This window comes from Lysobacter helvus (assembly GCF_018406645.1).
In the GTDB taxonomy this organism is placed as follows: domain Bacteria; phylum Pseudomonadota; class Gammaproteobacteria; order Xanthomonadales; family Xanthomonadaceae; genus Noviluteimonas; species Noviluteimonas caseinilytica.
This window is the reverse complement of the sequence record NZ_AP024546.1, coordinates 1,472,146-1,496,660: the sequence shown is the minus strand read 5'-3', so window position 1 is coordinate 1,496,660 and position 24,515 is coordinate 1,472,146. Positions and strand designations below refer to the sequence as shown.

19 protein-coding genes, 2 tRNA genes, 2 rRNA genes and 1 pseudogene are annotated in these 24,515 nt (G+C 66.5%); 8 read left to right on the top strand and 16 right to left on the bottom strand.

The annotated features are described in order from the left end of the window. Position 1 precedes the first annotated feature (1 nt). The gene (locus LYSHEL_RS07265; protein ID WP_213437150.1) at positions 2 to 589 is read right to left on the bottom strand and encodes a hypothetical protein; all 588 of its coding nucleotides are present in this window, start codon (positions 587 to 589) and stop codon (positions 2 to 4) included. After that, the gene (locus tag LYSHEL_RS07260) at positions 586 to 1,311 is read right to left on the bottom strand and encodes an SURF1 family protein (RefSeq protein ID WP_213437148.1); all 726 of its coding nucleotides are present in this window, start codon (positions 1,309 to 1,311) and stop codon (positions 586 to 588) included. The genes LYSHEL_RS07265 and LYSHEL_RS07260 overlap by 4 nt, the downstream gene beginning before the upstream one ends. 57 nt (positions 1,312 to 1,368) lie before the next feature. Here LYSHEL_RS07260 and LYSHEL_RS07255 point away from each other — a divergent pair, with 57 nt between their 5' ends. Next, positions 1,369 to 1,593 carry a twin transmembrane helix small protein gene (locus LYSHEL_RS07255; RefSeq protein WP_213437146.1) on the top strand — a complete coding sequence of 75 codons (225 nt, stop codon included), beginning with the start codon at positions 1,369 to 1,371 and terminating at the stop codon, positions 1,591 to 1,593. An 88-nt stretch (positions 1,594 to 1,681) separates the two neighbouring features. Here LYSHEL_RS07255 and LYSHEL_RS07250 read toward each other — a convergent pair whose 3' ends face one another. From LYSHEL_RS07250 to LYSHEL_RS07225, 6 genes are all read right to left on the bottom strand, one after another. Continuing rightward, on the bottom strand, positions 1,682 to 2,569 hold the full coding sequence (locus tag LYSHEL_RS07250) for a cytochrome c oxidase subunit 3 (protein ID WP_213437144.1): 888 nt from the start codon (positions 2,567 to 2,569) through the stop codon (positions 1,682 to 1,684). A 25-nt stretch (positions 2,570 to 2,594) separates the two neighbouring features. Further along, complete coding sequence (locus LYSHEL_RS07245; protein ID WP_244858731.1) at positions 2,595 to 3,137, bottom strand: cytochrome c oxidase assembly protein; 543 nt, start codon at positions 3,135 to 3,137, stop codon at positions 2,595 to 2,597. A 50-nt stretch (positions 3,138 to 3,187) separates the two neighbouring features. Next, positions 3,188 to 3,328: a hypothetical protein gene (locus LYSHEL_RS07240; protein WP_213437901.1), complete on the bottom strand. Its 141-nt coding sequence runs from the start codon at positions 3,326 to 3,328 to the stop codon at positions 3,188 to 3,190. Between the two features lie 24 nt (positions 3,329 to 3,352). Continuing rightward, on the bottom strand, positions 3,353 to 4,978 hold the full coding sequence (gene ctaD, locus LYSHEL_RS07235) for a cytochrome c oxidase subunit I (RefSeq protein WP_213437140.1): 1,626 nt from the start codon (positions 4,976 to 4,978) through the stop codon (positions 3,353 to 3,355). Positions 4,979 to 5,026: 48 nt separating this feature from the next. Further along, complete coding sequence (gene coxB / locus LYSHEL_RS07230) at positions 5,027 to 5,968, bottom strand: cytochrome c oxidase subunit II (protein ID WP_213437685.1); 942 nt, start codon at positions 5,966 to 5,968, stop codon at positions 5,027 to 5,029. 97 nt (positions 5,969 to 6,065) lie between these two features. After that, complete coding sequence (locus LYSHEL_RS07225; RefSeq protein WP_213437138.1) at positions 6,066 to 6,545, bottom strand: DUF2244 domain-containing protein; 480 nt, start codon at positions 6,543 to 6,545, stop codon at positions 6,066 to 6,068. A gap of 148 nt (positions 6,546 to 6,693) precedes the next feature. On the opposite strand from LYSHEL_RS07225, the gene putA reads away from it, so the two are divergent. Continuing rightward, positions 6,694 to 9,912 (top strand): bifunctional proline dehydrogenase/L-glutamate gamma-semialdehyde dehydrogenase PutA, encoded by a 3,219-nt coding sequence (gene putA, locus LYSHEL_RS07220; protein ID WP_213437136.1) that lies wholly within the window; start codon positions 6,694 to 6,696, stop codon positions 9,910 to 9,912. 178 nt (positions 9,913 to 10,090) lie between these two features. Here the strand turns inward: putA and LYSHEL_RS07215 are convergent, their stop codons facing one another. After that, entirely contained in the window at positions 10,091 to 11,482 is a 1,392-nt protein-coding gene (locus tag LYSHEL_RS07215; protein WP_213437134.1) for an OmpP1/FadL family transporter, read from the bottom strand. A gap of 190 nt (positions 11,483 to 11,672) precedes the next feature. Between LYSHEL_RS07215 and LYSHEL_RS07210 the strand changes: the two genes are divergently transcribed. Continuing rightward, positions 11,673 to 12,365: a rhomboid family intramembrane serine protease gene (locus LYSHEL_RS07210; RefSeq protein WP_213437132.1), complete on the top strand. Its 693-nt coding sequence runs from the start codon at positions 11,673 to 11,675 to the stop codon at positions 12,363 to 12,365. A gap of 46 nt (positions 12,366 to 12,411) precedes the next feature. After that, entirely contained in the window at positions 12,412 to 12,732 is a 321-nt protein-coding gene (locus LYSHEL_RS07205; RefSeq protein WP_213437130.1) for a DUF1820 family protein, read from the top strand. On the opposite strand, the pseudogene LYSHEL_RS07200 reads toward LYSHEL_RS07205, so the two are convergent. The 3 genes and pseudogenes from LYSHEL_RS07200 to gpmI form a co-directional block, all read right to left on the bottom strand. Then, positions 12,638 to 14,169, bottom strand: a pseudogene (locus tag LYSHEL_RS07200) (S41 family peptidase); the annotation flags it as partial. The gene LYSHEL_RS07205 and the pseudogene LYSHEL_RS07200 sit on opposite strands and share 95 nt — an antisense overlap. A gap of 89 nt (positions 14,170 to 14,258) precedes the next feature. Beyond that, the gene (locus LYSHEL_RS07195) at positions 14,259 to 15,482 is read right to left on the bottom strand and encodes a murein hydrolase activator EnvC family protein (protein WP_213437122.1); all 1,224 of its coding nucleotides are present in this window, start codon (positions 15,480 to 15,482) and stop codon (positions 14,259 to 14,261) included. Further along, complete coding sequence (gene gpmI, locus LYSHEL_RS07190; protein ID WP_213437120.1) at positions 15,479 to 17,020, bottom strand: 2,3-bisphosphoglycerate-independent phosphoglycerate mutase; 1,542 nt, start codon at positions 17,018 to 17,020, stop codon at positions 15,479 to 15,481. Before gpmI ends, LYSHEL_RS07195 begins: the two co-directional genes overlap by 4 nt. A gap of 105 nt (positions 17,021 to 17,125) precedes the next feature. On the opposite strand from gpmI, the gene LYSHEL_RS07185 reads away from it, so the two are divergent. From LYSHEL_RS07185 to LYSHEL_RS07170, 4 genes are all read left to right on the top strand, one after another. Next, positions 17,126 to 17,791: a DUF4097 family beta strand repeat-containing protein gene (locus LYSHEL_RS07185; protein ID WP_213437118.1), complete on the top strand. Its 666-nt coding sequence runs from the start codon at positions 17,126 to 17,128 to the stop codon at positions 17,789 to 17,791. 101 nt (positions 17,792 to 17,892) lie between these two features. Beyond that, positions 17,893 to 19,590, top strand: a complete 1,698-nt coding sequence (locus LYSHEL_RS07180; protein ID WP_213437116.1) for a M28 family metallopeptidase — start codon at positions 17,893 to 17,895, stop codon at positions 19,588 to 19,590. 85 nt (positions 19,591 to 19,675) lie between these two features. Beyond that, positions 19,676 to 20,083: an MAPEG family protein gene (locus LYSHEL_RS07175; protein WP_213437114.1), complete on the top strand. Its 408-nt coding sequence runs from the start codon at positions 19,676 to 19,678 to the stop codon at positions 20,081 to 20,083. An 86-nt stretch (positions 20,084 to 20,169) separates the two neighbouring features. Continuing rightward, positions 20,170 to 20,814: a 2OG-Fe dioxygenase family protein gene (locus LYSHEL_RS07170; protein WP_213437683.1), complete on the top strand. Its 645-nt coding sequence runs from the start codon at positions 20,170 to 20,172 to the stop codon at positions 20,812 to 20,814. Positions 20,815 to 20,916: 102 nt separating this feature from the next. Here the strand turns inward: LYSHEL_RS07170 and rrf are convergent. From rrf to LYSHEL_RS07150, 4 genes are all read right to left on the bottom strand, one after another. After that, positions 20,917 to 21,029, bottom strand: a 5S ribosomal RNA gene (gene rrf, locus LYSHEL_RS07165). 158 nt (positions 21,030 to 21,187) lie between these two features. Then, a 23S ribosomal RNA gene (locus LYSHEL_RS07160) occupies positions 21,188 to 24,066 on the bottom strand. Between the two features lie 218 nt (positions 24,067 to 24,284). After that, positions 24,285 to 24,361 (bottom strand) — tRNA-Ile (locus LYSHEL_RS07155). Between the two features lie 22 nt (positions 24,362 to 24,383). Further along, a tRNA-Ala gene (locus LYSHEL_RS07150) sits at positions 24,384 to 24,459 on the bottom strand. Between the last annotated feature and the right edge of the window lie 56 nt (positions 24,460 to 24,515).

Genomic DNA, 24,515 nt, shown 5'->3' with positions numbered 1-24,515 from the left:
CTCAGTTCACCTTGAGCAGGCGGGACAGGTCGGTGCGCAGGTCGCCGGGGTCGAAGCCCGGAGCGTAGCGCAGAACCACGAACCCGTTCGGATCGAGGATGTAGACGACGACCGGACCGCGTGCATCGGACGAACGCGGCAGGCCGTCGCGCAACGCGTCGCTGGCGCGCACGGCGCGCAGCGTGCCCGGGCGCGTGCCATTCGCGGGGACGGCGCCGACCCACAGCACGTCGACGCGATCGGCGTCGCGGCCCATCAGCTGCCACACGGTGTCGAGCTGCGAGAGCACGTCGGCGCAGGCGGCGGCGTTGGTGGTGTCGCAATCGCGCGCCATCGCGGCGATGCGCCACGTGCGCGTGGCCGGGTTCCATGCGTACTGCGTGCCATCGGCGAGCACCGGCGCCACGCGGCGCAGGTCCGCGGGCGGCTGCAGCAGTTCGCCGCGCGCCTTCAGGCCCGCGGGGCGCCAGCCGGAGAAACGCAGGAAACCCGCCACGGCGAGCGCACCGAAGAACAGCAACGCGATCGCGACCAGCGTCATCCGGTTGCGGTTGCGCGTGGCCTGCGCGGGGTCGACGGGACGATTCATGCACGGACCTTCTTTTTCTTGCGGAACGTCAGGAGCAACGCGGTGACGAACACCGTGATGGCCATGGCCCACCACTGCACGGCGTAACCCAGGTGCCGTTCGGGCGGGAGCGTGTTGGGGAGGATGTCGAGGTCGCGCACGTAGCCGATGGGCAGCGCGGGATCCAGGCGCACCACGTGCGAGGCGAGGCGCGCATGCAGCGCGGTATCGATCGCGCCGAAATCCACGCGCATCATCAGCCAGCGCGACGGGCCGACCTGCTGCATCGCCGCGCCGATCGGGAAGCCGCTCGACGGCGGCGGCGCCGACAGGCCGCGCACGTGCAGCGGCCCCTGCGCGCAGCTGGCATCGGGCAGCTTGCGATCGCCCGCCACGGGCAGCCAGCCGAAATCGACGAGGCGCGCCGCGCCGGTGGCGGGCTGCAGCACGCAGTACAGGCGCACGCCGGCTTGGCCTTCGCGCAGCTGGTTGTCGAGCAGCAGCGTGGGCGCGAGGACGTGGCCGTCGCCTTCGACCCAGCGCACGTCGAGGCCCTGGTCGGGCTGTGCGTCGGCGGCATCGAGCGGGTGCGGCTTGCGGTCGTGCAGCGCCTGCGCCGCGCGCTCCAGCATCGCCTGCTTCTCGTGCATCCGCCCGTACTGCCAGAAGCCCAGGCGCGCGAAGCCCGCCATCGCCAGCAGCGCCAGCGTCCAGCCGAACACGAGCGTCCCGCGACGGGTCACGCGATGCCCCGCGCGCGGCGCGATAATGCCGGCAACAACGCGCCGGGAGACGCCGCCATGAGCGATTCGCTGAAGACCCTGTTGATCGTCGGCTTCCTGATACTCATCCTCTGGAACCTCGGCGCCGGGCTGTACTACATGCTGGTCGACAAGGGGACCACCAACCGGACGGTCAATGCGCTCACCAAGCGCATCGCGCTGTCGGTGGTGCTCATCCTGATCGTGGCGCTCAGCATCAAGATGGGCTGGATCGTGCCGCACGGCATCGGCCGCGCGCCCTGATTCCATCGAGTATGTCGCCGGAGACGACGCGGGCCGGCAACGCCGGCCCGTGTCGGGTCACGCAGTCACTCTGGGTCGCGTAACGCCCTTACAGGACGTACACGAACAGGAACAGGCCCAGCCACACCACGTCGACGAAGTGCCAGTACCAGGCCACCGCTTCGAACGCGAAGTGGTTGTCGCGATCGAAATGGCCGGCGAAGCAGCGCATCCAGATGATCGCCAGCATGATCGTGCCCAGCGTGACGTGCGCGCCGTGGAAACCGGTGAGCATGAAGAACGTGGAGCCGTAGATGCCCGAACCCAGCGTCAGGTTGAGCTCCTTGTAGGCGTGCATGTATTCCTCGGCCTGGAAGGTGAGGAACAGCGCGCCCAGCAACACCGTCATGCCGAGGAACAACAACAGCTGCTTGCGGTGGCCGGCCTTCAGCGCGTGGTGCGCGATGGTGACCGTGACGCCCGAGGTCAGCAGGATCAGCGTGTTGAGCAGCGGCAGGCCCCACGGCGGGATCGTCTGGTACGTACCGCCGATCGCGCCCGGGCCGTTGCTCGGCCAGCCACCGGTGAAGTCCGACCACAGCACCGCGTGCGTGGCGAGCTTGTGGCCTTCGCCCTGCAGCCACGGCAACGCGAACTGGCGCGCGTAGAACAGCGCACCGAAGAACGCGGCGAAGAACATCACCTCGGAGAAGATGAACCACACCATCCCCATGCGGAAGGAGGTGTCGACCTGCTTGTTGTAGAAGCCGCGCAGCGATTCGCGGATGACGTCCGTGAACCACTTGAACAGGATCGCGGCGAGGAACGCGATGCCGAGGAAGAACACGGTCTTGCCCCAGCTGACGTCGTTGAGCCAGTTGGCGAAGCCCAGCATCGTGGTGAACAGCGCGACCGACGCGACCACCGGCCAGCGGCTGCCATGCGGCACGTAATAGGCGTTCGTGTCGTGCGTCTCGTGGGCGTGGGCGTCTGCCATGGTCGTTTCCGGTGGTTCGTTGGGCTCAGGGTGCCGCGTGCGGCTGGGACGACACACCCGTCGGCGCGTCGATCTGCGACGTCAGGGCATCGTTCTTGAAGAAGGTATAGGACAGCGTGATCGTGGTGACGTCGTCCGGCAACGCCGGGTCGACGATGAAGCGCACCGGCATCGCGCGGCCTTCGCCGGCGGCCAGGGTCTGCGCGGTGAAGCAGAAGCATTCGGTCTTGCTGAAGTACCCCGAGGCGCGCGCCGGTGCGACCGACGGCACCGCGTTGCCCACGATCGCGCGCGTGCTTTCGTTGCGCGCGAAGTAGCTGGCTTCGTACTGCTGGCCCGGATGCACCTGCATCGTGGCCTGCTCCGGCTTGAACGCCCACGGCAACTTGGAATTGACGCCGCCATCGAACAGCACGGTGACCGTGCGCTCGGTGTTGGCCTTCCTGCCCGTCGGCGCGGTGACGGCCTGGCGCTCCAGGCGCACGCCGAACACCTTCTCGCACGCGATGCGATACAGCGGCACCAGCGCGAAGGTGAAGGCGAACGCGGCCAGCGCGACGAGCACCATCTTGCCGATGCCGAAGCGGCGCTGTGCCGGGGTGGTGGCCTGCGGATCGTTCACTTCGCCAGGACCCCGGACAACACGAACGCGACGTAGATCGCCAGCGCGACCAGGCCGATCGCCCACGCCGTGCGCCGCACGCCCTTGCGGCGCGCGGCAAGCTGGTCGGCAGTCATCGGCGTGTCTTGCTCGTTCATGGCGTCAGTGACCGGCAATGCCGATCAGTCGAAATCCATGTGCGCGAAGTCGCCGTGCGCGAGGTCGCCATCCTTGATGACCGGCGGCGTGGCGAAGGTGTGGTGCGGGGCCGGCGACGGCACCGTCCACTCCAGGCCGCGCGCGGTTTCCCACGAACGGGCTTCGGCCTTGGCGCCGTTGCGCAGCGAGGCGTACAGCACGGCGAACATGATGAACGGCGTGGCGAACATGCCGAACGCGCCGATGGAGCTGACGAAGTTCCAGTCCGCGAACACGACGTTGTAGTCCGGGATGCGGCGCGGCATGCCGGCCAGGCCCAGGAAGTGCTGCGGGAAGAACAGCACGTTGACGAAGATCACCGACCACCAGAAGTGGAACTTGGCGGCGGTCTGGTTGTACATGCGGCCCGTCCACTTCGGCCACCAGTAGTACACGGCGGCGATGATCGCGAACACCGCGCCGGTCACCAGCACGTAGTGGAAGTGCGCCACGACGAAATACGTGTCGTGGTACTGGAAGTCCGCCGGCACGATCGCGAGCATCAGGCCCGAGAAGCCGCCGATGGTGAACAGGATGACGAACGCGACGGCCCACAGCATGGGCGCTTCGAAGGAGATCGACCCCTTCCACATCGTCGTGACCCAGTTGAACACCTTCACGCCGGTAGGCACCGCGATCAGCATCGTCGCGAACATGAAGTACAGCTCGCCACCGAGCGGCATGCCGACGGTGAACATGTGGTGCGCCCACACGATGAACGACAGGAACGCGATCGACGCGGTGGCGTACACCATCGCCTGGTAGCCGAACAGCGGCTTGCGCGAGAAGGTGGGGATGATCTCCGAGGCGATGCCGAACGCCGGGAGGATCATGATGTAGACCTCCGGGTGCCCGAAGAACCAGAAGATGTGCTGGAACATCACCGGGTCGCCGCCGCCGGCGGCGGAGAAGAAGCTGGTGGCGAAGAACTTGTCGGTGAGCAGCATGGTCACCGCGCCCGCCAGCACCGGCATGACCGCGATCAGCAGGAACGCCGTGATCAGCCAGGTCCAGCAGAAGATCGGCATCTTCAGCAGGTCGACGCCCGGGGCGCGCATGTTGAGGATGGTGGCGATGATGTTGATCGCGCCCATGATCGAGCTGATGCCCATCATGTGGATGGCGAAGATCGCGAAGGCGACGTTGCTGCCGCCCTGGATCGACAGCGGCGGGTACAGCGTCCAGCCGCCGGCGGGTGCGCCGCCGTCGAGGAACAGCGTGACCAGCAGCATCGTGAAGGCGAACGGCATGATCCAGAAGGACCAGTTGTTCATGCGCGGCAGCGCCATGTCGGGCGCGCCGATCTGCAGCGGCACCATCCAGTTGGCCAGGCCCACGAAGGCCGGCATCACGCCGCCGAAGATCATGACCAGCGCATGCACCGTGGTCATCTGGTTGAAGAACTCGGGCTTCATGTGCTGCAGGCCCGGGGTCATCAGCTCCCACCGGATGATCACCGACATCGCGGCGCCGATGATGAACATGATGAAGGAGAACACCAGGTACAGCGTGCCGATGTCCTTGTGGTTGGTCGAGAAGAACCAACGCTCAAGGAAGGACTGCTTGTGCCCGTGGTCGTCGTGATAACCGGCGGCGTCTTGCGTGGCCATGGCCTACCTCAGGTAATGCTTGTTCGGATGGAGTAAGCGCAACGCAGGTCAGTGCGTGATCGGCTCGGCGGGTTCGGGCGTGGGCGTGTTGCTGGCGTCCGGCGCGGCCGGCTGGGCCGGGCCGATGCCCGCGGGCGTGGCGTTGATGGCTTCGGCCGCGGTCGCGGCGGCGGCGGCCGGCTTGGCGGGGGCGTTCTTCGCCTTCTGCGCGGCCAGCCACTGCTTGAATTCTTCCTTCGAGACGGCCTTCACCACGATCGGCATGAAGCCGTGGTCCTTGCCGCACAGCTCCGCGCACTGGCCGCGGTAGATGCCCGGCGTGGAGATGTCGGTCCAGGCTTCGTTGACGATGCCCGGGATGGCGTCCTGCTTCCAGCCCAGCGCCGGCACCCACCAGGCGTGGATGACGTCGTCGGCGGTGATCACGAAGCGGATCTTGGTGTCGACCGGCACGACCAGCATGTTGTCCACTTCCAGCAGGTAGTGGCGCTGGTCGGGGTTGTCGTACTTCGGGATGACGTGCGACTGGCGGATCTGGTCGCTGTTCTTCGCCAGGCGGCTGGTGAATTCCACGCCCTCGCCCAGGTACTCGTACTTCCACATCCACTGGTAGCCGGTGATCTTGACGGTCATCGCGGCGTTGCGGGTGTCGTACATCGCGATGAGCTTGGCGGTGGCCGGCCACGCCATGCCGACGAGCAGGATGACCGGGACCAGCGTCCAGACGATCTCGAGCTTGGTGCTGTGCGTGAAGTTGACCGCGGGCACCGCGCCCTTGGAATGGCGGAACTTGAACATCGCGTAGGCCATCGCGCCGAACACGATGATGCCGATGACCACGCAGACCCACAGCGCGACCATGTGCGCTTCCCACGCCATCTGCGAGGAGTGGGTGACGCCCTTGCCCATGTTGAGCTGCCAGGGATGCGGGGCGGCCGGTTCGGCGGTGGCCGGCGCGGCGAACGCACTGACCGAGGCGGCCAGCGACATCGCGCCGAAGAGGCCCGCGGCAAGCGTGCGCCGAGCGATCGTGTTGAAGCCTGCTTTCATCAGTTCGAGCCCCGCGGGTGAATGCAATTGTTGCTTGTCAGTGGATGGGCGGCGACCGGCTTGCCTCCAGCAGCGCGCGAATGCGCTGCGCCAGTTGCCGTCTTTCGGCCGGGCCGAGGAAAGCACCGATTTCGCAGTGCCTGCCGCTGCTCGACAGCACGATCCGCTCCCCGTCGCCGTCGACGTCCAGCCGCACCCAGGCAGGGTGCGCGCGGAACGACGGCGCCAGTTGGGCCGACCGCCAGACCTCGACCGCTTCCGGCCCGATCGAAATGACTTCGCGACGCTCGCCGAGCCGCCACAGCCACCGCAGCGCCGCCGCCACCATCGCACTGTCGAGCAGTGCGAACGCTGGCGCGAAGACGTTGCCTCCCCACCAACCGAGCAGGGCCACCAGCCACATCGCGGCGGCCAGCGTGGCGAACAGGGCGACGAACTGGCGGGCCGTCAGCGCCCGCGGGGGACGCAACCGGAGTTGCGCGCCCGACCCGGGACCCGATGACACCATTTCGATCATGCCGGACCGTCCCCGGCGTGACGCAAACCGGGTGCGGAAAACCGCGAAATGGTAGCCCCCGGTGCCGTGTTGCGGCAAGCCGCGCGGGGTTTGGTCACCACACCGCGACGGCTACACTACGCAGCTCGACACGGTTCGACACGGCCCGATGACCCTCCAAACGCCCCACGCGTCAGGCGCAGCGCCCATGCTGTCGCCGGAACTGCCGCCTGCGCCCGGCCCGCTCCGCGCGGCGATCACCGCCGCGTGGGTGCGCGACGAAACCGACCATGTGCGCGAGCTGCTCGCCCAGGCCCGCCAGCCCGACGCCGATCGCGCCGCGATCCAGGCCACCGCGGCGGACCTGGTCCGGCGCGTGCGCGCCCGTGCGAAGGACCAGGGCGCCATCGAAGCCTTCATGCGCCAGTACGACCTCGGCAGCGAGGAAGGCGTGCTGCTGATGTGCGTGGCCGAGGCGCTGCTGCGCATCCCGGACCAGGACACGGCCGACAAGCTCATCCGCGACAAGCTGGGCGAGGCGGACTGGAAGAAGCACATGGGCCAGTCCGATTCGGTGCTGGTGAATGCGTCCACGTGGGGCCTGATGCTCACCGGGCACCTGGTGGACCTGGCCGACGACACCAAGCGCGACGTGCACAACGCCTTCAAGCGGCTGGTCGGGCGCGTGGGCGAGCCGGTCGTGCGCCTGGCCGTGCGCCAGGCGATGCGGATCATGGGGCACCAGTTCGTCATGGGCCGCACGATCGGCGAGGCGCTGGCGCGTTCGCGCAAGGGCGCCAACGCGGCGTACCGCTATTCATTCGACATGCTGGGCGAAGGCGCGCTGACCACCAAGGATGCGCTGCGCTACCTGCAGGCGTACCGCGATGCGATCGAAGCGATCGGCCGCAGCGGGTCGTTCAAGGGCACGGATGTGTTCGCGGCGCCGTCGATCTCGGTGAAGCTGTCCGCGCTGCATCCGCGCTACGAGCACGCCAAGCGCGCGCGCGTGATGGCCGAACTCGTGCCGCGCGTGCTGGAGCTCGCCCGCCTCGCCAAGTCGCACGGCATCGGCTTCACGATCGATGCGGAGGAAGCCGATCGCCTGGAGCTGTCGCTCGACGTCATCGCCGGTGCGTATTCCGACGCCTCGCTGGATGGCTGGGAAGGCTACGGCCTCGCCGTGCAGGCGTACCAGAAGCGCGCGCCGTACGTGATCGACTTCCTCGCCGACCTGGCACGCCGCACCGGCCGCCGCATTCCCGTGCGCCTGGTCAAGGGCGCGTACTGGGACAGCGAAGTGAAGCGCGCGCAGGTGGATGGCCAGGCGGGCTACCCGGTGTTCACGCGCAAGCCGAACACCGACGTGAGCTACCTCGCCAACGCGCGGCGCATGCTGGACGCATCGGATGCGATCTATCCGATGTTCGCCACGCACAACGCGCACACGATCGCGGCGATCCATCGCCTCGCGCGCGGTGGTGCGGAGAAGAAGCAGTTCGAATTCCAGAAGCTGCACGGCATGGGCGACGACCTGTACGCCGAAGTCGTGCCGGCCGACCGCCTCGACGTGGCCTGCCGCGTGTACGCGCCGGTGGGGTCGCACGAAGACCTGCTGCCGTACCTGGTGCGCCGCCTGCTCGAGAACGGCGCCAACTCCAGCTTCGTCAACCGCATCACGGACGAATCGGTGGCGATCGAGGACCTGGTGCGCGATCCGGTGGACACCGTCGACGGGTTCGCCGAAATCCCGCATCCGCGCATCCCGCTGCCGCGCGATGTTTACCGCAGCCAGGCGACCAGCGTCGCCGACGAACGAGACAACTCCATGGGCATCAACCTCGCCAACGACGCGCAGCTGCGCGCCCTCGCCGAACAGGTCAACGCCGCGAAGGTCGGCGACTGGCGCGCCACGCCGCTCGTGCCGGGCGTGACCGCCAACGGTGCGGACATCGCGGTCACCAATCCGGCCGATCGTCGCGAACAGGTCGGCACCTGGCGCGCGGCCGATGCGGCCACCGTCGAGCAGGCGCTGCGCAATGCCGTCGCCGCGCAGCCCGCGTGGGATGCGATGCCGGCCGCCTCGCGCGCGACCATCCTCGAACACGCCGCCACGCTGCTCGAACAGCGCATGCCGCAGTACATCGCGCTGTGCACGAAGGAAGCGGGCAAGACGATCCCCGACGGCGTCGCCGAAGTGCGCGAATGCGTCGATTTCCTGCGCTACTACGCGGGCCAGGCGCGCAAGTTGTTCGCGCATCCGGAAAAACTGCCGGGCCCGACCGGCGAATCCAACGAACTGCGCATGCAGGGCCGCGGCGTGTTCGTGTGCATCTCGCCGTGGAATTTCCCGCTCGCGATCTTCGGCGGGCAGATCGCCGCGGCGCTGGCCGCGGGCAACAGCGTGATCGCCAAGCCTGCGGAACAGACCAACCTCATCGGCTACGCGGCCGTGAAGCTGCTGCACGAAGCCGGCGTGCCGGAAGCGGTGCTGCAGTTCGTGCCGGGCGACGGCGCGACCGTCGGCGCGGCGCTGACGTCGGATCCGCGCGTGGCGGGCGTGGCGTTCACCGGCTCCACCGACACCGCGCGCGCGATCAACCGCGCGATGGCGGCGCGCGATGCGGCGATCGGCGTGCTCATCGCCGAGACCGGCGGACAGAACGCGCTGATCGGCGATTCGTCGGCGCTGCCGGAACAATTGATCAAGGATGCGTTGTCGTCGGCGTTCACCTCGGCGGGCCAGCGGTGTTCGGCGGCGCGCGTGCTGTTCGTGCAGGACGACATCGCCGACAAGACGATCGCGATGCTCGCCGGTGCGATGGCGGAACTGCAGGTCGGCGATCCGGGCCTGCTGTCGACCGACGTCGGCCCGGTGATCGACCACGACGCACTCGCGATGCTGGAAGCGCACGCCAAGCGCATGCAGGGCGAAGCCAAGCCGATCGCGCAGGCGACGATGGGCGAATCCACCGCGCACGGCAGCTTCTTCGCGCCGCGCGCGTGGGAAATCGACTCGATCGACCGCCTGCACAAGGAAGTCTTCGGCCCCGCGCTGCACGTGGTGCGCTGGAAGGGCAACGAACTGGACAAGGTGATCGATGCGATCAACGCGACGGGTTACGGCCTGACGCTCGGCATCCATTCGCGCATCGACGAGACCATCGAACACATCGTGTCGCGGGTGAAGGTGGGCAACGCCTACGTCAACCGCAACCAGATCGGCGCGGTGGTCGGCGTGCAGCCGTTCGGTGGCCAGGGGCTCAGCGGCACGGGACCGAAGGCCGGCGGCCCGCATTACGTGCCGCGCTTTGCGACGGAGAAGACGGTCACCGTCAATACGACGGCAGCCGGCGGCAATGCCTCGCTTTTGACGTTGGGCGAGTAATAGATCGAAGTTGCGCTGGCACTAGCCCCCAAGTTGGGGGCGGTTTCCGCCGAAGGCGGAAAAGTGCGGGGATGGCCTGCAACCGCCAGCCAGAAGTTTTCGAAGAAAACTTCGGAATCGAAGCGAAAAAAAGCCCCGCTTTCGCGGGGCTTTTTCGGTCAGATCACCGCGTCAACAATCAGAAGCGGTACTGCGCCGAAATGCCCCACAGGTTCACGTTGGCGTCGTACTTGCCCTGGAGCGTGCTGCCGCTGGTGGCCAGCGACGGCTGCAGGTTGATGGACGGATCGTCCGTGTTGATGCGCGTGTAGCCACCGCTGACTTCCCACGTTTCGCTCGGCGACCAGGTCAGGCCGACCGACCACCAGGTGCGGTCCGCGTCAGGCAGGCGCGGGGTACGCGTGGTGTTGTTGGTCGGCGACTGGTCCTGCGCATAACCGCCGCGCAGCGTGAACTGGTCGTTGAACTTCCACTCGGCGCCGATCGCGCTGAAGGTGGTGTCCTTCCACGAGAAGTCTTCCGTGGCCGGGTTCGGCTGCTGGCGCGGGTTGCCGAAGTTGATCGCCACTTCCTGCAGCGAGCTCCAGTCGGTCTGCGAGACTTCGCCCATCAGGGTGAAGTTTTCGGTGATGCCGTAGGTGACGCTGATGGTGGTGACGGCCGGCGTGGTGAGCGCGGCGCCGCCGGTGGTGTCGACGAACTGGCCCGGGGCACCGATGGCGAGCAGCGGCGAGACGTTGGCGGGCACGGTGAAGTCGGCGGTGCCGGCGATGTCGTGCGCGATCTCGGAGCGGTGCACGAAGCCCAGCGCGACCTTGTCGGACGGATGGATGTGCATGCCGACGATCCAGCCGATGCCGGTGTCGTCGCCTTCGACCTTCACTTCACCGTCGTTCTTCTGCGGGCCGAACGGTGCGGCGACCGGGTTCGGCGTGACGCAGAGGGCGACGTTGATCTGGCAGATGCGCGAACCGAAGTCGATCGACTTCGACAGCGTGGCTTCGGCGCGCTCGTAGACCAGGCCGAGGCCGAACGAGACCTTGTTGCCGAAATCGAACGCGGCGGAGAGCGTCATGTCGACGGTCTTCACTTCCGATTCCAGCGCGGTGTAACGGCCGATCCAGCCGGGTTCGTACTCGGTCTTCAGGCCGAACGGCGCCGAGACCATCGCACCGATGGTCACGCCGGAGTCGCCCATCGGGAAGATGGCGGACAGCGCCGGGACGGCGGTCTGGTCGCCGGCATCGCCACCCTGGCTGCCGCGCAGCGGCTGCTGCAGCGGGGTGCCGGCAGCGGCGAAGCCGGAGCCGTTGAAGTTGGCGGACAGGTCGATCAGGGTGACGTCGGCCTGCAGCGTGGTCTTCTTGAAGGTCGACATCGCGGCCGGGTTGTTGACCACGACGGACGCGTCGCCGGTCGCCGTGGCGCTGCCCGCGAACGCGCGGCCCATCGCCTTGACGCTGTTTTCCTTGAGCTGGAAGCCCGACGCATGTGCCTGGCCGACCGCGAGCACGCCGGCGATGCCGAGCGCGAGGGCGGAATAACGGGTGATGCTGCTGACGTGATGCATTGCGTGTTGTCTCCGGTGACGAAATTGGATGCGTGCGGGCGGCTTGCGAGGCCTGCGCCAGCGCGTGCCGGAACCCCTCCCGACCTACTGCGCCGTACGGAATATACGCGAGCATTTAACCCGTTGCTAACGTAGTCATCCCAAGGGGTTAACGGCCGCTGGAACGGCCGGCCCCGTTAGGATGGTCCGCATGTTCGTGTCCCTCCCCACCCGTTCGAAGCCGGGCCTGCGCTGGGCCACGCCGCTGCTCGCGGCGCTGCTGTTCGCCGCCTTCGTGGTGGCGAACATGGGCTCGGGCCCGGACCAGCGGGCTCTGATCGTGAGCTGGGGCGCGCTGTCCGGCGGCCTGCTCGCCCCGGATGCGTGGCTGGCCGCGTTGCAGGACGGGCGGGCGCTGCGCCTGGTCACGGCCCTGTTCCTGCACGCCGACTGGGCCCACCTGATGGGCAACCTGGTGTTCCTGCTGATCTTCGGGCTGCCGGCCGAACGGGCGATGGGGCCGTGGCGGTTCCTCGGGCTGTTCCTCTTCGGGGGCGCGGTGGCCAACCTCGCGGCGGCCCTGAGCATCGGTGCGCCGGACCGGATCATCATCGGGTCGAGCGGCGCGGTGTCGGCGGTGATCGGGGCGTACCTGGCCCTGTTCCCCCGCGCGAAGCTGGGCGTGGTGGTGCCGCTGGGGCTGTTCCTGGAATTCGTGCGCGCGCCGGCATCGTTGCTGATCGGGATCTGGGCCCTGCTGCAGCTCGCGTTCGCGTACATCGGGCCGACGCTGGGCGCGGTGGCGTGGTGGGCGCACCTGGCGGGGTTCGCGTTCGGGATCGTGTTCGCGGTGCTGGTGCGCGCGGCGATCGCGCGGCGCATGCGGCGGCAGCGCGGGTTCTGACCCGCTGACGCGGCGCGTGCAGGGCCCGCGCCTATACTCCGCGCCCATGGCGAAGACGCTCTACAAAGTCACCTTCCTCAACGCGGGGCGCATCTACGAGCTGTATGCGCAGCGCGTGGCGTCCAGTGCGCTGTGGGGATTCACCGAAGTGGCCGAGCTGGTGTTCGACGTGCACACGGGCGTCGTCGTGGATCCGACCGAGGAACGCCTGCGCGACGAGTTCGGCGGCACGCGCGTGCTGCACCTGCCGATGCAGAGCATCGTGCGCATCGAGGAAGTGGAGAAGAAGGGGCAGTCGGCGATCCGGGATGCGGCGACGGGGGAGGCGGTGGTGACGCCGTTTCCGATGCCGGCGAAGCCTCGATAGGGCGCCCCTCCCCGGCCCTCCCCAGCGTTGCCGGGGAGGGAGCAAAGCACATCAGCCCTTGGGTGCTGCGGGCTTCGCGACTGCGACGGGCTTCTTGAGTTCGGCCAGTGCGGCCGTGATCGGCGCTTCGCCGTCCAGGACTTCGCCGGCGTTTTCGCCCGCCATGCCTTCTTCGTCGCCGTGCAGGTGGCCCGGCAGCGTGGCTTCGCTGTAGTCGGGCTTGCCGCCGTTGGCGGCGTCCTTCGGCGCGTGCAGCACGACGTCCGGCTCGATGCCGCGCGCCTGGATCGACTTGCCGCTCGGCGTGAAATAACGGGCGGTGGTGAGCTTCACCGAATCGCCGTTGTCGAGCGGCAACAACGTCTGCACCGAGCCCTTGCCGAACGTGCGGCTGCCGACGACGCGCGCACGCTTGTTGTCGTGCAACGCGCCGGCGAGGACTTCCGAGGCGCTCGCCGAACCCGCGTCGACCAGCACCACCACCGGCGCACCCGACAGGCGATCGCCCGGCGTTGCGCTGAATTCCGCATCGCTGATCGCGACGCGGCCGCGCGTGCTGACGATCTTCCCCTTGTCGAGCAGTTCGTCGGCGATCTGCACGGCAGCGGTGAGCAGGCCGCCCGGGTTGCTGCGCAGGTCGAGCACCAGGCCGCGCAACTTGCCGTTGGCCTGGAGCTTGTCGAGCGCGCGCGAGAAGTCCGCGGCGGTGTCGGCCTGGAACGTGGCGACGCGCACGTAGCCGTAACCCGGTTCGAGCATGCGCGAACGCACGCTGGCGACGCGGATGCGCTCGCGCACGAGGGTGACGTCGAACGGCTTGTCCTTGCCTTCGCGCACGATGGTGAGCACGACCTTCGAGCCGGCCGCGCCGCGCAACGGGCCGGAGCCCGCGTCGTCGCCGTCTTCGCCGGCGTCGCTGATCGGCTTGCCGTCGATCGCGATCACCAGGTCGCCGGCCTTGATGCCGGCACGCGCGGCGGGCGTGTCGTCGATCGGCGAGACCACTTTCAAGGTGCGGTCGGGCATCGACATGAGTTCGACGCCGACGCCGATGTAGGCGCCCTGCGTCTGTTCGTCGAATTCGCGCGCGTCGCGGCGTTCGAGGTAGGCGCTGTGCGGATCGAGGTCGAGCAGCAGGCCGCGCACGGCCGACTGCATCAGCTTCTTGTCGTCGACGGGATCGACGTAGGCTTCCTTGACCGCGTTGTAGACCGACACGTAACGGCGGATCTCTTCGAGCGGGACTTTCGACGTCGTGCTTTCGGCGGCATCCGGATCGTCGCTGGAGGCGACCGCGCGATCTTCGTCCGTGCCGGCCTGCGGCGCCTGCGCGGGCTTGGCTTCGGGCTGCGGCGGCGATTGCGGCGCGGGGGCCTGCTGCGCGAACGCGGCGCCGGCGGTCAGCAACAGCAAGGAGAGTGCGGCGGGCTTGCGCATGGGGGGCGGGATCCTGGTGCGTCGGACGCGGGAGGTGCAGCGATTATGCAAGCGTGCCGCGCGGCTGCGTTAACGCAGCGTGGGCTCGGTCAGCGTCGCTGCAGCCACGTGCCCGGATCCACCGGCTGGCCGTCGCGGCGCAGTTCGAAATACAGGCCGGCCCGGTCCTGGCCACCGGACTTGCCGACGCTGGCGAGCGCGTCGCCGCGCTTGACCGCATCGCCGGCGTCCCGCAGCAGCGCGTCGTTGTGCGCGTACAGGCTCATGTAGCCGTTGCCGTGGTCGACGATCAGGATCAGGCCGTAACCATTCATCCAGTCGGAGAACACGACGCGTCCATCGGCGACGGCCCGCACGGTGGTGCCGGGCGCGGCGGCGATCAGCACGCCGGTGCTGCGGCGGCCATCGGGCAGCGTGCCGCCGTAGCTGGCGACCAGCGTGCCGGCGACGGGCCAGCTCAATCCGCCGACCTGCAGGGCCGGGCCGGTGGGCACGGGCTTCTTCGGTTTCTCGACCACGGCGGTGCCGGTGGCCTTCGCCTTCCTGGCGCGCGCGGCGGCGGCGCGGTCGGCGGCGGCTTTTTCGGCGGCGGCCTGCGCGGCGGCGGCGCGCAACTTCGCGAGCAACTGTTGCAACGACTTCGCGTCTTCGCCGAGCGCGCGTTCGCGCACCGCGCGGTCCTGGTAACGGCGATCGAGCTGGCTGACGAGGTCGGCGCGATCGCGGCGCGCGGCTTCGAGCGCGGCGAGTTGCTGGCGCTGCGTGCGGCGCGAATCGTCGAGCGCGGTGCGGCGCTGGGTGATCTGTTGTTCGAGGGTGTCGAGTTCGGTCAGCTGCGCGGTGAGCTCGCGGATGCGCGCGGCGCGGTCGCGCTGGAGGTAACGGTGGTAGGCGAGCGTGCGTTGCGCTTCGTCCAGGCGATCCTGCGAGAGGAAGGCCTTCAACGGCGCGTCGCCACCGACGGTGTACGCGGCGCGCAGCAGCATGCGCAGTTCGTCGCGCTTGCCGGCGAGCGTGGCGTTGAGTGCGTCGCGACGGGACTGGAGGTCGGCGAGCGCGACGGTTTCGCTCGCCAATGCACGCTCGGTGTCCTGCACGTTGCGGCCGACCTTGCCGACCTGTTCGTCGGCCGCGCGGAGTTGTTTCGATGCGTCGCCACGCTTGCCTTCGAGTTCGCGGCGTTCGGCGGCGACGTGCTTGAGTTCGTTGCGGATGCGCTGCAGGCGCTGTTCGGCCTCGCGGCTGTTCTGCGCGGTCGACGTCCCCGTCGTCAGCGACAGCAGGCAGCCCAGTGCGAGCGCGACGAACCTCAAGCGGGCGCGAACAGGCTGCGGCCGGTCATTTCGGCGGGCTGCGGGACGCCGAGCAGGTCGAGCATCGTCGGTGCGACGTCGCGCAACGCGCCGCCTGCGCGCAATGCGGCAGGACGTGCGCCGACATAGACGAACGGCACCGGGCCCACGGTATGGGCGGTGTGCGGCTGGCCGGTTTCGGGATCGCGCATCTGCTCGAGGTTGCCGTGGTCTGCGGTGATCAGCAAGGCACCGCCGACGCGGCGCACGGCGGCTTCGATCTGGCCGACGGCGTCGTCGACGACTTCCGCCGCGCGGATCGCCGCGGCGAGGTTGCCGGTGTGGCCGACCATGTCGGGGTTGGCGATGTTGCACACGACGACGTCGAATCGTTGGGCGTCGATCGCTTCGACGAGTTTCGCGGTGACTTCCGGGCAGCTCATTTCCGGCTGCAGGTCGTACGTGGCCACCTTGGGGCTCGGCACGAGGATGCGGGTTTCGCCGGCATAGGGATCTTCGCGGCCGCCGCTGAAGAAGAACGTCACGTGCGCGTACTTCTCGGTTTCGGCGATGCGCAGTTGGGTCATGCCCTGCTCGGCCAGCAATTCGCCGAGCGTGTGGCGCAGGTCGTCGGGCGCGAAGGCGACGGGTGCGGGCAGCTTGGCGTCGTATTCGGTGAGGCAGGTGAAGCGCGACAGCGCAGGACGGCGCGTGGCGAAGCCATCGAAGTTCGGCGCGACGAACGCGGCGGTGAGCTGGCGGGCGCGGTCGGCGCGGAAGTTCATGAAGACCACCGCGTCGCCGTCGTGCATCGGCGCGGCGCCGGCGAGCACGGTGGGCGCGACGAATTCGTCGGTTTCGCCGCGCTCGTACGCGGCGGACAACGCGGCCAGGGCATTCGGCGCGCGATGGTCGGATTGCGCTTCGACGATGGCATCCCACGCGCGTCGCACGCGGTCCCAGCGGTGGTCACGGTCCATCGCGAAGTAGCGGCCGCCGACGGTGGCGATGCGCGCGTTGCCGAGCTGGTCGCAGTGCGATTGCAAGGCGTGGAGGCTGGCTTCGGCGGATTGCGGGGCGGTGTCGCGGCCGTCGAGGAAGGCGTGCACGCGGACGCGTTCGACGCCGGCGCGCTTCGCCAGGTCCAGCATCGCGAAGATGTGCGATTCGTGACTGTGCACGCCGCCCGGCGAGAGCAGGCCCATGACGTGCAGCGTGCCGTTGGCGGCGCGCGCGGCGTCGCAGGCGGCGAGCAGTTCGTGGTTGGCGAAGAACGTGCCGTCTTCGATCGCCGCGTCGATGCGGGTGAGGTCCTGGAACACGATGCGGCCCGCGCCGAGGTTCATGTGGCCGACTTCGGAATTGCCCATCTGCCCGTCCGGCAGGCCGACGTGGCGGCCTTCGGTGTGGATCAGCGTGTGCGGTTCGCTCCGCCACAGCCGCTGCCAGTTCGGCAGGCGGGCCTGCGCGAGGGCGTTGTCGGCGGGATCGTCGCGATGGCCCCAACCGTCGAGGATCAGCAGGACGACGGGCTTCGGGCGGCGATCGGATGCGGGCACTGGGGGCGGCCATGACCAGGGACAGGGGCGGATTGTAGCGAAGGGGGTTAAACCGGACGGGCACTCGACGCATCCATCCACGGACCTTCCACGGAATTCCACCCCATGACGCGTACCCGCCTCACCTTCGCCCTCACGCTCGCGCTCGCCGCCTCGCCGGCATTCGCCCAAAGCCACGGCGACATCGACCACGTCAACGGCAGCATCACCGCCGAGGCCGGCCAGGAATACGGTGACCTCGAGACGGTCAACGGCAGCATCAAGCTCGAATCGAACTCGCGTTCCGATGAAGTTTCGACCGTCAACGGCAGCATCCAGGCCGGCGATGGCATCAAGGCGCGCTCCCTGACCACGGTGAACGGCGGGATCCGCATCGGCGAGAAGGTCGAGGTGACGAAGGGCCTGGAGACGGTCAACGGCAGCATCTTCGTGGATCGCGGCGGCCGCATCGGCGATGGCATCGACACGGTGAACGGGTCGATCGGCCTGGTCGACACCGATCTCGGCGGCGGCATCGAAACGGTCAACAGCGACATCACGGTCGGCGTCGGCTCGCACCTGAAGGGCGGGATCCACGTCGACAAGCCGGGCAACAGCTGGTTCTCGCGCAAGCCCAGGCCGCCGCGCATCGTGATCGGCCCGAACGCGCAGGTGGACGGCGCGATGGTGTTCGAGCGCGAGGTGGTGCTGTACGTGCACACGTCCGCGAAGGTGGGGTCGATCACCGGCGCCAAGGCGATCCCGTTCAGCGGCAACACGCCGCCGGAGTAAGCGTCTCGTCGAGCGCGGGCCGCGTCGTTCGTTGGCGGCGCGGCCCGCGTGTTGTTCGGCATCTGCTTAGAATCGCCGGGTTACCCACCGGAGACCCGCGGATGCAACGACCTGTCCTGCTTTGCCTGGCCGGCGCATTCGCGCTGGCTGCCTGCGACCGCGGCCCGCCCGCCGCGCCCGATGCGCCGGCCGCGCCGTCGACGGTGTCCGACACCGCGCATGTCTTTTCCCCCGAGCTCGCGCCGGGCGATTTCGCCGAACACGTGCGCGTGCTGGCGTCGGACGCATTCGAAGGGCGCGCGCCCGGCAGTCCCGGCGAGGACAAGACCGTCGCCTACATCCAGTCGCAGTTCGAACGCATCGGTTTGAAGCCGGGCAACGCAGGCAGCTGGGTGCAGCAGGTGCCGATGACGGAAACGACGGCGGACGAAAGCGCCATCATGACGGTGACCGTGAAGGGCAAGCCGCATGCGCTGAAGTTCGGCGACGACATGGTGATCGGCACGCGCAGCGGGCAGGAGCAGGTCTCGTTGAAGGACAGCGACGTGGTGTTCGTCGGCTACGGCGTGGATGCGCCGGAGCAGAAGTGGAACGACTACGCGGGCCTGGACGTGAAGGGCAAGACGGTCGTGATGCTGGTGAACGACCCGGGCTTCCACGTCGGCGACGAGTCGCTCTTCGAAGGGCGCCGCATGACGTACTACGGGCGCTGGACGTACAAGTTCGAAGAGGCCGCGCGCCAGGGCGCGGCGGCCGCGCTGATCGTGCACGACGATGCGGGTGCGTCGTACGGCTGGGACGTGGTGAAGAGTTCCTGGTCCGGCGCGCAGTTCGACCTGCGTGCGAGCGACGATCCGGCGCCGCGCTTGCCGATGCAGGGCTGGATCACGGGCGCGCAGGCTACGGCGTTGTTCGCCGATGCGGGGCTGGATTTCGCGGCGCTGCGCAAGGCGGCCAACCAGCGCGGGTTCAAGGCCGTGCCGCTGGATGCGAAGGCGTCGGTGACGTTGAACAGCACGATCGTCGAGAAGTCGTCGCGCAACGTGGTGGGCCTGCTGCCGGGCACGGAGACGCCGGACGAGGCGATCGTCTACATGGCGCACTGGGACCACCTCGGCAAGCATCCGGACGAGCCGGGCGACAACATCTACAACGGCGCGATCGACAACGCGACCGGCGTGGCGGGAATCATGGAGATCGCGGAGCGGTTCAAGCAGCATCCGCCGAAGCGGTCGGTGTTGTTCCTCGCGGTGACGTTGGAAGAGTCCGGGCTGCTGGGGTCGAAGTACTACGTCGCGCATCCGGTGATTCCGCTCGCGAAGACGGTGGCGGCGATCAACATCGATGCGATGTCCACGGCCGGGTTGTCGAAGGACATGGTGGTGACCGGGCTCGGCAATTCGGAGCTCGACGATGTGCTGAAGGCGATCACCGACAAGCAGGGCCGCGTGCTGCACGCCGAGGCCACGCCGGAAAGCGGGTTCTACTTCCGCTCGGATCACTTCAACTTCGCCAAGGCCGGCGTGCCGGCGTTGTATGCCGAGGGTGGCGAAGACCTGGCGGCTGGCGGGTCGGAAGCCGGGCGCAAGGCGTCGGAGGAATACACGGCGATGCGTTACCACAAGCCGGCGGACCAGTTCGATCCGAACTGGAACCTCGCGGGCGTGATGCAGGACCTGGATACGTTGTTCCAGGTGGGCCAGGTGCTGGCCGACGGCACGACGTGGCCGAACTGGCGGGCGGGCAATCCGTTCCGCGCGGCGCGGGATGCGTCGCGCGCGGCAGGCGCGAAACCCTGACATTGCGTGGCGGAATCGCGGCCGGGACGCTCCCGGTCGCGGTTTCGGGCTAGGCTTCGCGCATTCCCGCGAACTGGAGCCCGGCATGACGATCGCAGTGGCGTATTGGTGCGTGCTGGTGGCGGCGCTCCTTCCGTACGTGTGGACCACCGTGGCGAAGGGCAGCGGCGAGCGTTACGACAACCGCGATCCGCGCGGATGGATCGCGCGACAGACCAATCCCCGCGTGCAACGCGCCAACTCGGCGCAGCTCAATGCCTTCGAAGCGTTTGCGCCGTTCGCGGCGGGCGTGGTGTTCGCGCAGCTGGCCGGTGTGCCGGAGGCGCGCATCGCGATGCTGTCCGTGGTGTTCGTCGTGTGCCGGCTGTTGCATGGCGTCGTCTATACGCAGGGGATGAAGCATTCGCTGCGGAGCCTGGTGTGGTTCGTGGGGTTCGCCTGCGTGGTCGCGTTGTTCATTCTGGCGGCGCTGCGGGTGGGCCACGCGGGGTGAGCGTGGACGAGCCTGGGCCGGTGGAGGCATCGCAGTGCGTCGCGGTCGTGCGCGAGGCGGGGTTCTGCTTCGTGCATGCGGAGACGATGCGGCCGGCGCTCGAGCGCTTCGCGACGTTGTCCGATTGGGCGATGTTCGCGGCGAGTTGGGATGCGTTGGGGCCGGATCCGTACCTCGAACGTACCGGGCGTGCGCGACGTCGCCGGCACGGCGTGTTTCGCTGGGCCGAGGGCACGCTGACGCGTGAGCCGCATCAACCGCATTTCCAGAGCCTGGCGTACAACCGCCTGCAGGGGGATGTCGATCGCTGGTTCGATCCGATCGTGCCCGAAGTGGGCGACAGCGCGTCGCTGCGGGCGGTGCTGGGGTTCTCGTGCGAGTTCTTCGGGGCGCTGGCGCCTGAGGTGTCGGCGTGGCGCATCGAGGTGCATCAATTCCGGATCGAGGCGCGGAGCGACGCGGCCGGGGAACCGACGCCGGAAGGCGTGCACCGGGATGGCGTGGATTACGTGCTGGTGCTGATGGTCGACCGGGCCAACATCGCCAGCGGGACCACGACGATCCATTCGGCGGACGGCACGCTGCTGGGCAGCTTTACCTTGCACGATCCCCTGGACGCGGCGCTTGTCGACGATGCGCGCGTCTTCCATGGGGTGACCCCAGTGACGCCTGTGGATGCAGCGAAGCCGGCGCATCGGGATGTGCTGGTGGTGACATTGAAGCGGGAGTAGTTAGTTCCGCACGGCTGTCGAGCCACTGCAACTAACCCTGCCCGTCATTCCGCCGCGCAAAGAAAAACCCCGCCGGGAGACCCGGCGGGGTTTGGTGTAAGGCCCTGGCGATGACCTACTCTTGCATGCGGATGCACACTACCATCGGCGCGGCTGCGTTTCACTTCCGAGTTCGGAATGGGATCGGGTGGTGCCACAGCGCTATTGTCACCAGGGAGAGGGTGGAGGGTCGCGGTTCAACCGGTCTTGTGGACGGATTGATCGCGCTCACGCTCTCAAGGGGTGGATGTAGCGAGCAGTTTGCATCCTTGTGGGATGCGATGAGGACGAATGCCTGCGACGTGTTGTCGAGGATAAGGCCACTTGAGGTGATATGGTCAAGCCACACGGATCATTAGTACAGGTTAGCTCAACGGATTGCTCCGCTTACACACCCTGCCTATCAACCACCTGGTCTTGATGGTTCCTTCAGGGGACTTGTGTCCCGGGAGATCTCATCTTGAGGCGCGCTTCCCGCTTAGATGCTTTCAGCGGTTATCGCTTCCGAACGTAGCTACCCGGCAATGCCACTGGCGTGACAACCGGAACACCAGGGGTTCGTCCACTCCGGTCCTCTCGTACTAGGAGCAGCCCCTCTCAAATCTCCAACGCCCACGACAGATAGGGACCGAACTGTCTCACGACGTTCTGAACCCAGCTCGCGTACCACTTTAAATGGCGAACAGCCATACCCTTGGGACCGACTACAGCCCCAGGATGTGATGAGCCGACATCGAGGTGCCAAACACCGCCGTCGATATGAACTCTTGGGCGGTATCAGCCTGTTATCCCCGGAGTACCTTTTATCCGTTGAGCGATGGCCCTTCCATACAGAACCACCGGATCACTAAGACCTACTTTCGTACCTGCTTGAGCCGTCGCTCTTGCAGTCAAGCACGCTTATGCCTTTGCACACAGTGCGCGATGTCCGACCGCGCTGAGCGTACCTTCGTGCTCCTCCGTTACTCTTTGGGAGGAGACCGCCCCAGTCAAACTACCCACCATACACGGTCCCCGACCCGGATCACGGGCCCAGGTTAGAACGTCAAGCACATCAGGGTGGTATTTCAAGGTTGCCTCCACCGAAGCTAGCGCCTCGGTTTCACAGGCTCCCACCTATCCTACACAGACGAACTCAACGTTCAGTGTAAAGCTGTAGTAAAGGTTCACGGGGTCTTTCCGTCTTGCCGCGGGAACGCTGCATCTTCACAGCGATTTCAATTTCACTGAGTCTCGGGTGGAGACAGCGCCGCTGTCGTTACGCCATTCGTGCAGGTCGGAACTTACCCGACAAGGAATTTCGCTACCTTAGGACCGTTATAGTTACGGCCGCCGTTTACTGGGGCTTCGATCAAGAGCTTCGCCTTGCGGCTGACCCCATCAATTAACCTTCCAGCACCGGGCAGGCGTCACACCCTATACGTCCACTTTCGTGTTTGCAGAGTGCTGTGTTTTTGATAAACAGTCGCAGCGGCCTGGTTTCTGCGACCGCTCCCAGCTATAGCCCGCATGGGCCACCAGAAGCGGTGCACCTTCTCCCGAAGTTACGGTGCCATGTTGCCTAGTTCCTTCACCCGAGTTCTCTCAAGCGCCTGAGAATTCTCATCCTGCCCACCTGTGTCGGTTTACGGTACGGTCTGCGTCAGCTGAAGCTTAGGGGCTTTTCCTGGAAGCGTGGGATCAGTGACTTCGGCCTAATGGCCTGGTCTCGCTGCTCGGCGTAATGACCCTCCGGATTTGCCAAGAGGATCCGCCTACCTGCTTTCCCCGGGACAACCAACGCCCGGTACACCTACCCTTCTCCGTCCCCCCATCGCACTGACGCGAGGTGCTGGAATATTAACCAGCTTTCCATCGACTACGCATTTCTGCCTCGCCTTAGGGGCCGACTCACCCTGCGCCGATGAACGTTGCGCAAGGAAACCTTGGGCTTTCGGCGTGGGGGCTTTTCACCCCCATTATCGTTACTCATGTCAGCATTCGCACTTCCGATACCTCCAGCAGACTTCTCAATCCACCTTCATCGGCTTACGGAACGCTCCTCTACCGCGCACGATTGCTCGTGCACCCCAAGCTTCGGTTTATCGCTTAGCCCCGTTAAATCTTCCGCGCAGACCGACTCGACCAGTGAGCTATTACGCTTTCTTTAAAGGGTGGCTGCTTCTAAGCCAACCTCCTGGCTGTCTGTGCCTTTCCACATCGTTCACCACTGAGCGATAAATTTGGGACCTTAGCTGTGGGTCTGGGTTGTTTCCCTTTTCACGACGAACGTTAGCACCCGCCGTGTGTCTCCCGGATAGTACGTACTGGTATTCGGAGTTTGCAATGGTTTGGTAAGTCGCAATGACCCCCTAGCCATAACAGTGCTCTACCCCCAGCAGTATTCGTCCGAGGCGCTACCTAAATAGCTTTCGAGGAGAACCAGCTATCTCCGGGTTCGATTAGCTTTTCACTCCTAATCACACCTCATCCCCTACCTTTGCAACGGGAGTGGGTTCGGGCCTCCAGTTGATGTTACTCAACCTTCACCCTGGGCATGACTAGATCACCCGGTTTCGGGTCTACTGCCTGCGACTATGCGCCCTTATCAGACTCGGTTTCCCTTCGCCTCCCCTATACGGTTAAGCTCGCCACAAACAGTAAGTCGCTGACCCATTATACAAAAGGTACGCCGTCACCCCACGAAGGGGCTCCGACTGCTTGTACGCACACGGTTTCAGGATCTATTTCACTCCCTTCACCAGGGTTCTTTTCGCCTTTCCCTCACGGTACTGGTTCACTATCGGTCGGTCAGGAGTATTTAGCCTTGGAGGATGGTCCCCCCATGTTCAGACAGGGTTTCACGTGCCCCGCCCTACTCAATTTCATCCGTACGGCCCTTTCGCATACTGGGCTGTCACCATCTACGGCCACCCTTCCCAAGGTGTTTTGCTAAAACCGTACGGACTTTTGGGCTAGTCCCCGTTCGCTCGTCGCTACTCAGGGAATCTCGGTTGATTTCTTTTCCTCCGGGTACTTAGATATTTCAGTTCCCCGGGTTCGCCTTGCATGGCTATGTATTCACCATGCAATACCCTTGCGGGTGGGTTTCCCCATTCGGACATTGCCGGATCAAAGCTTGTTGCCAGCTCCCCGACACTTTTCGCAGGCTGCCACGTCCTTCATCGCCTCTGACCGCCAAGGCATCCACCGTGTGCGCTTATTCGCTTGACCATATCACCCCAAGTCGCCTCGGGGCCGATACGTCGCATGCGAACATTACGACTATCACACTTCAATAAAGGTGCTCTCGCACCTCGCCTTAGCCTCTACGACACGTCATGGACATTCGTCTCAAAACGCTCGCTACATCCAATTTGTCAAAGAACACGCGGCCGGCTTCAGCGCCGTCCGCGTTTCAGATCTTCGTGTGCGCAGTAAACATTCAGAGTTGGTGGGTCTGGGAGGACTCGAACCACCGGCCTCACCCTTATCAGGGGTGCGCTCTAACCACCTGAGCTACAGACCCAAAAAGTCGAGCCAGGTAGAGGTGGTGGAGCCAGTCGGGATCGAACCGACGACCCCCTGCTTGCAAAGCAGGTGCTCTCCCAGCTGAGCTATGGCCCCGATGGTCGGGACGCTCTGAATGCAGGTCACTTGTGCGGACGCCTGACAGGCAATGC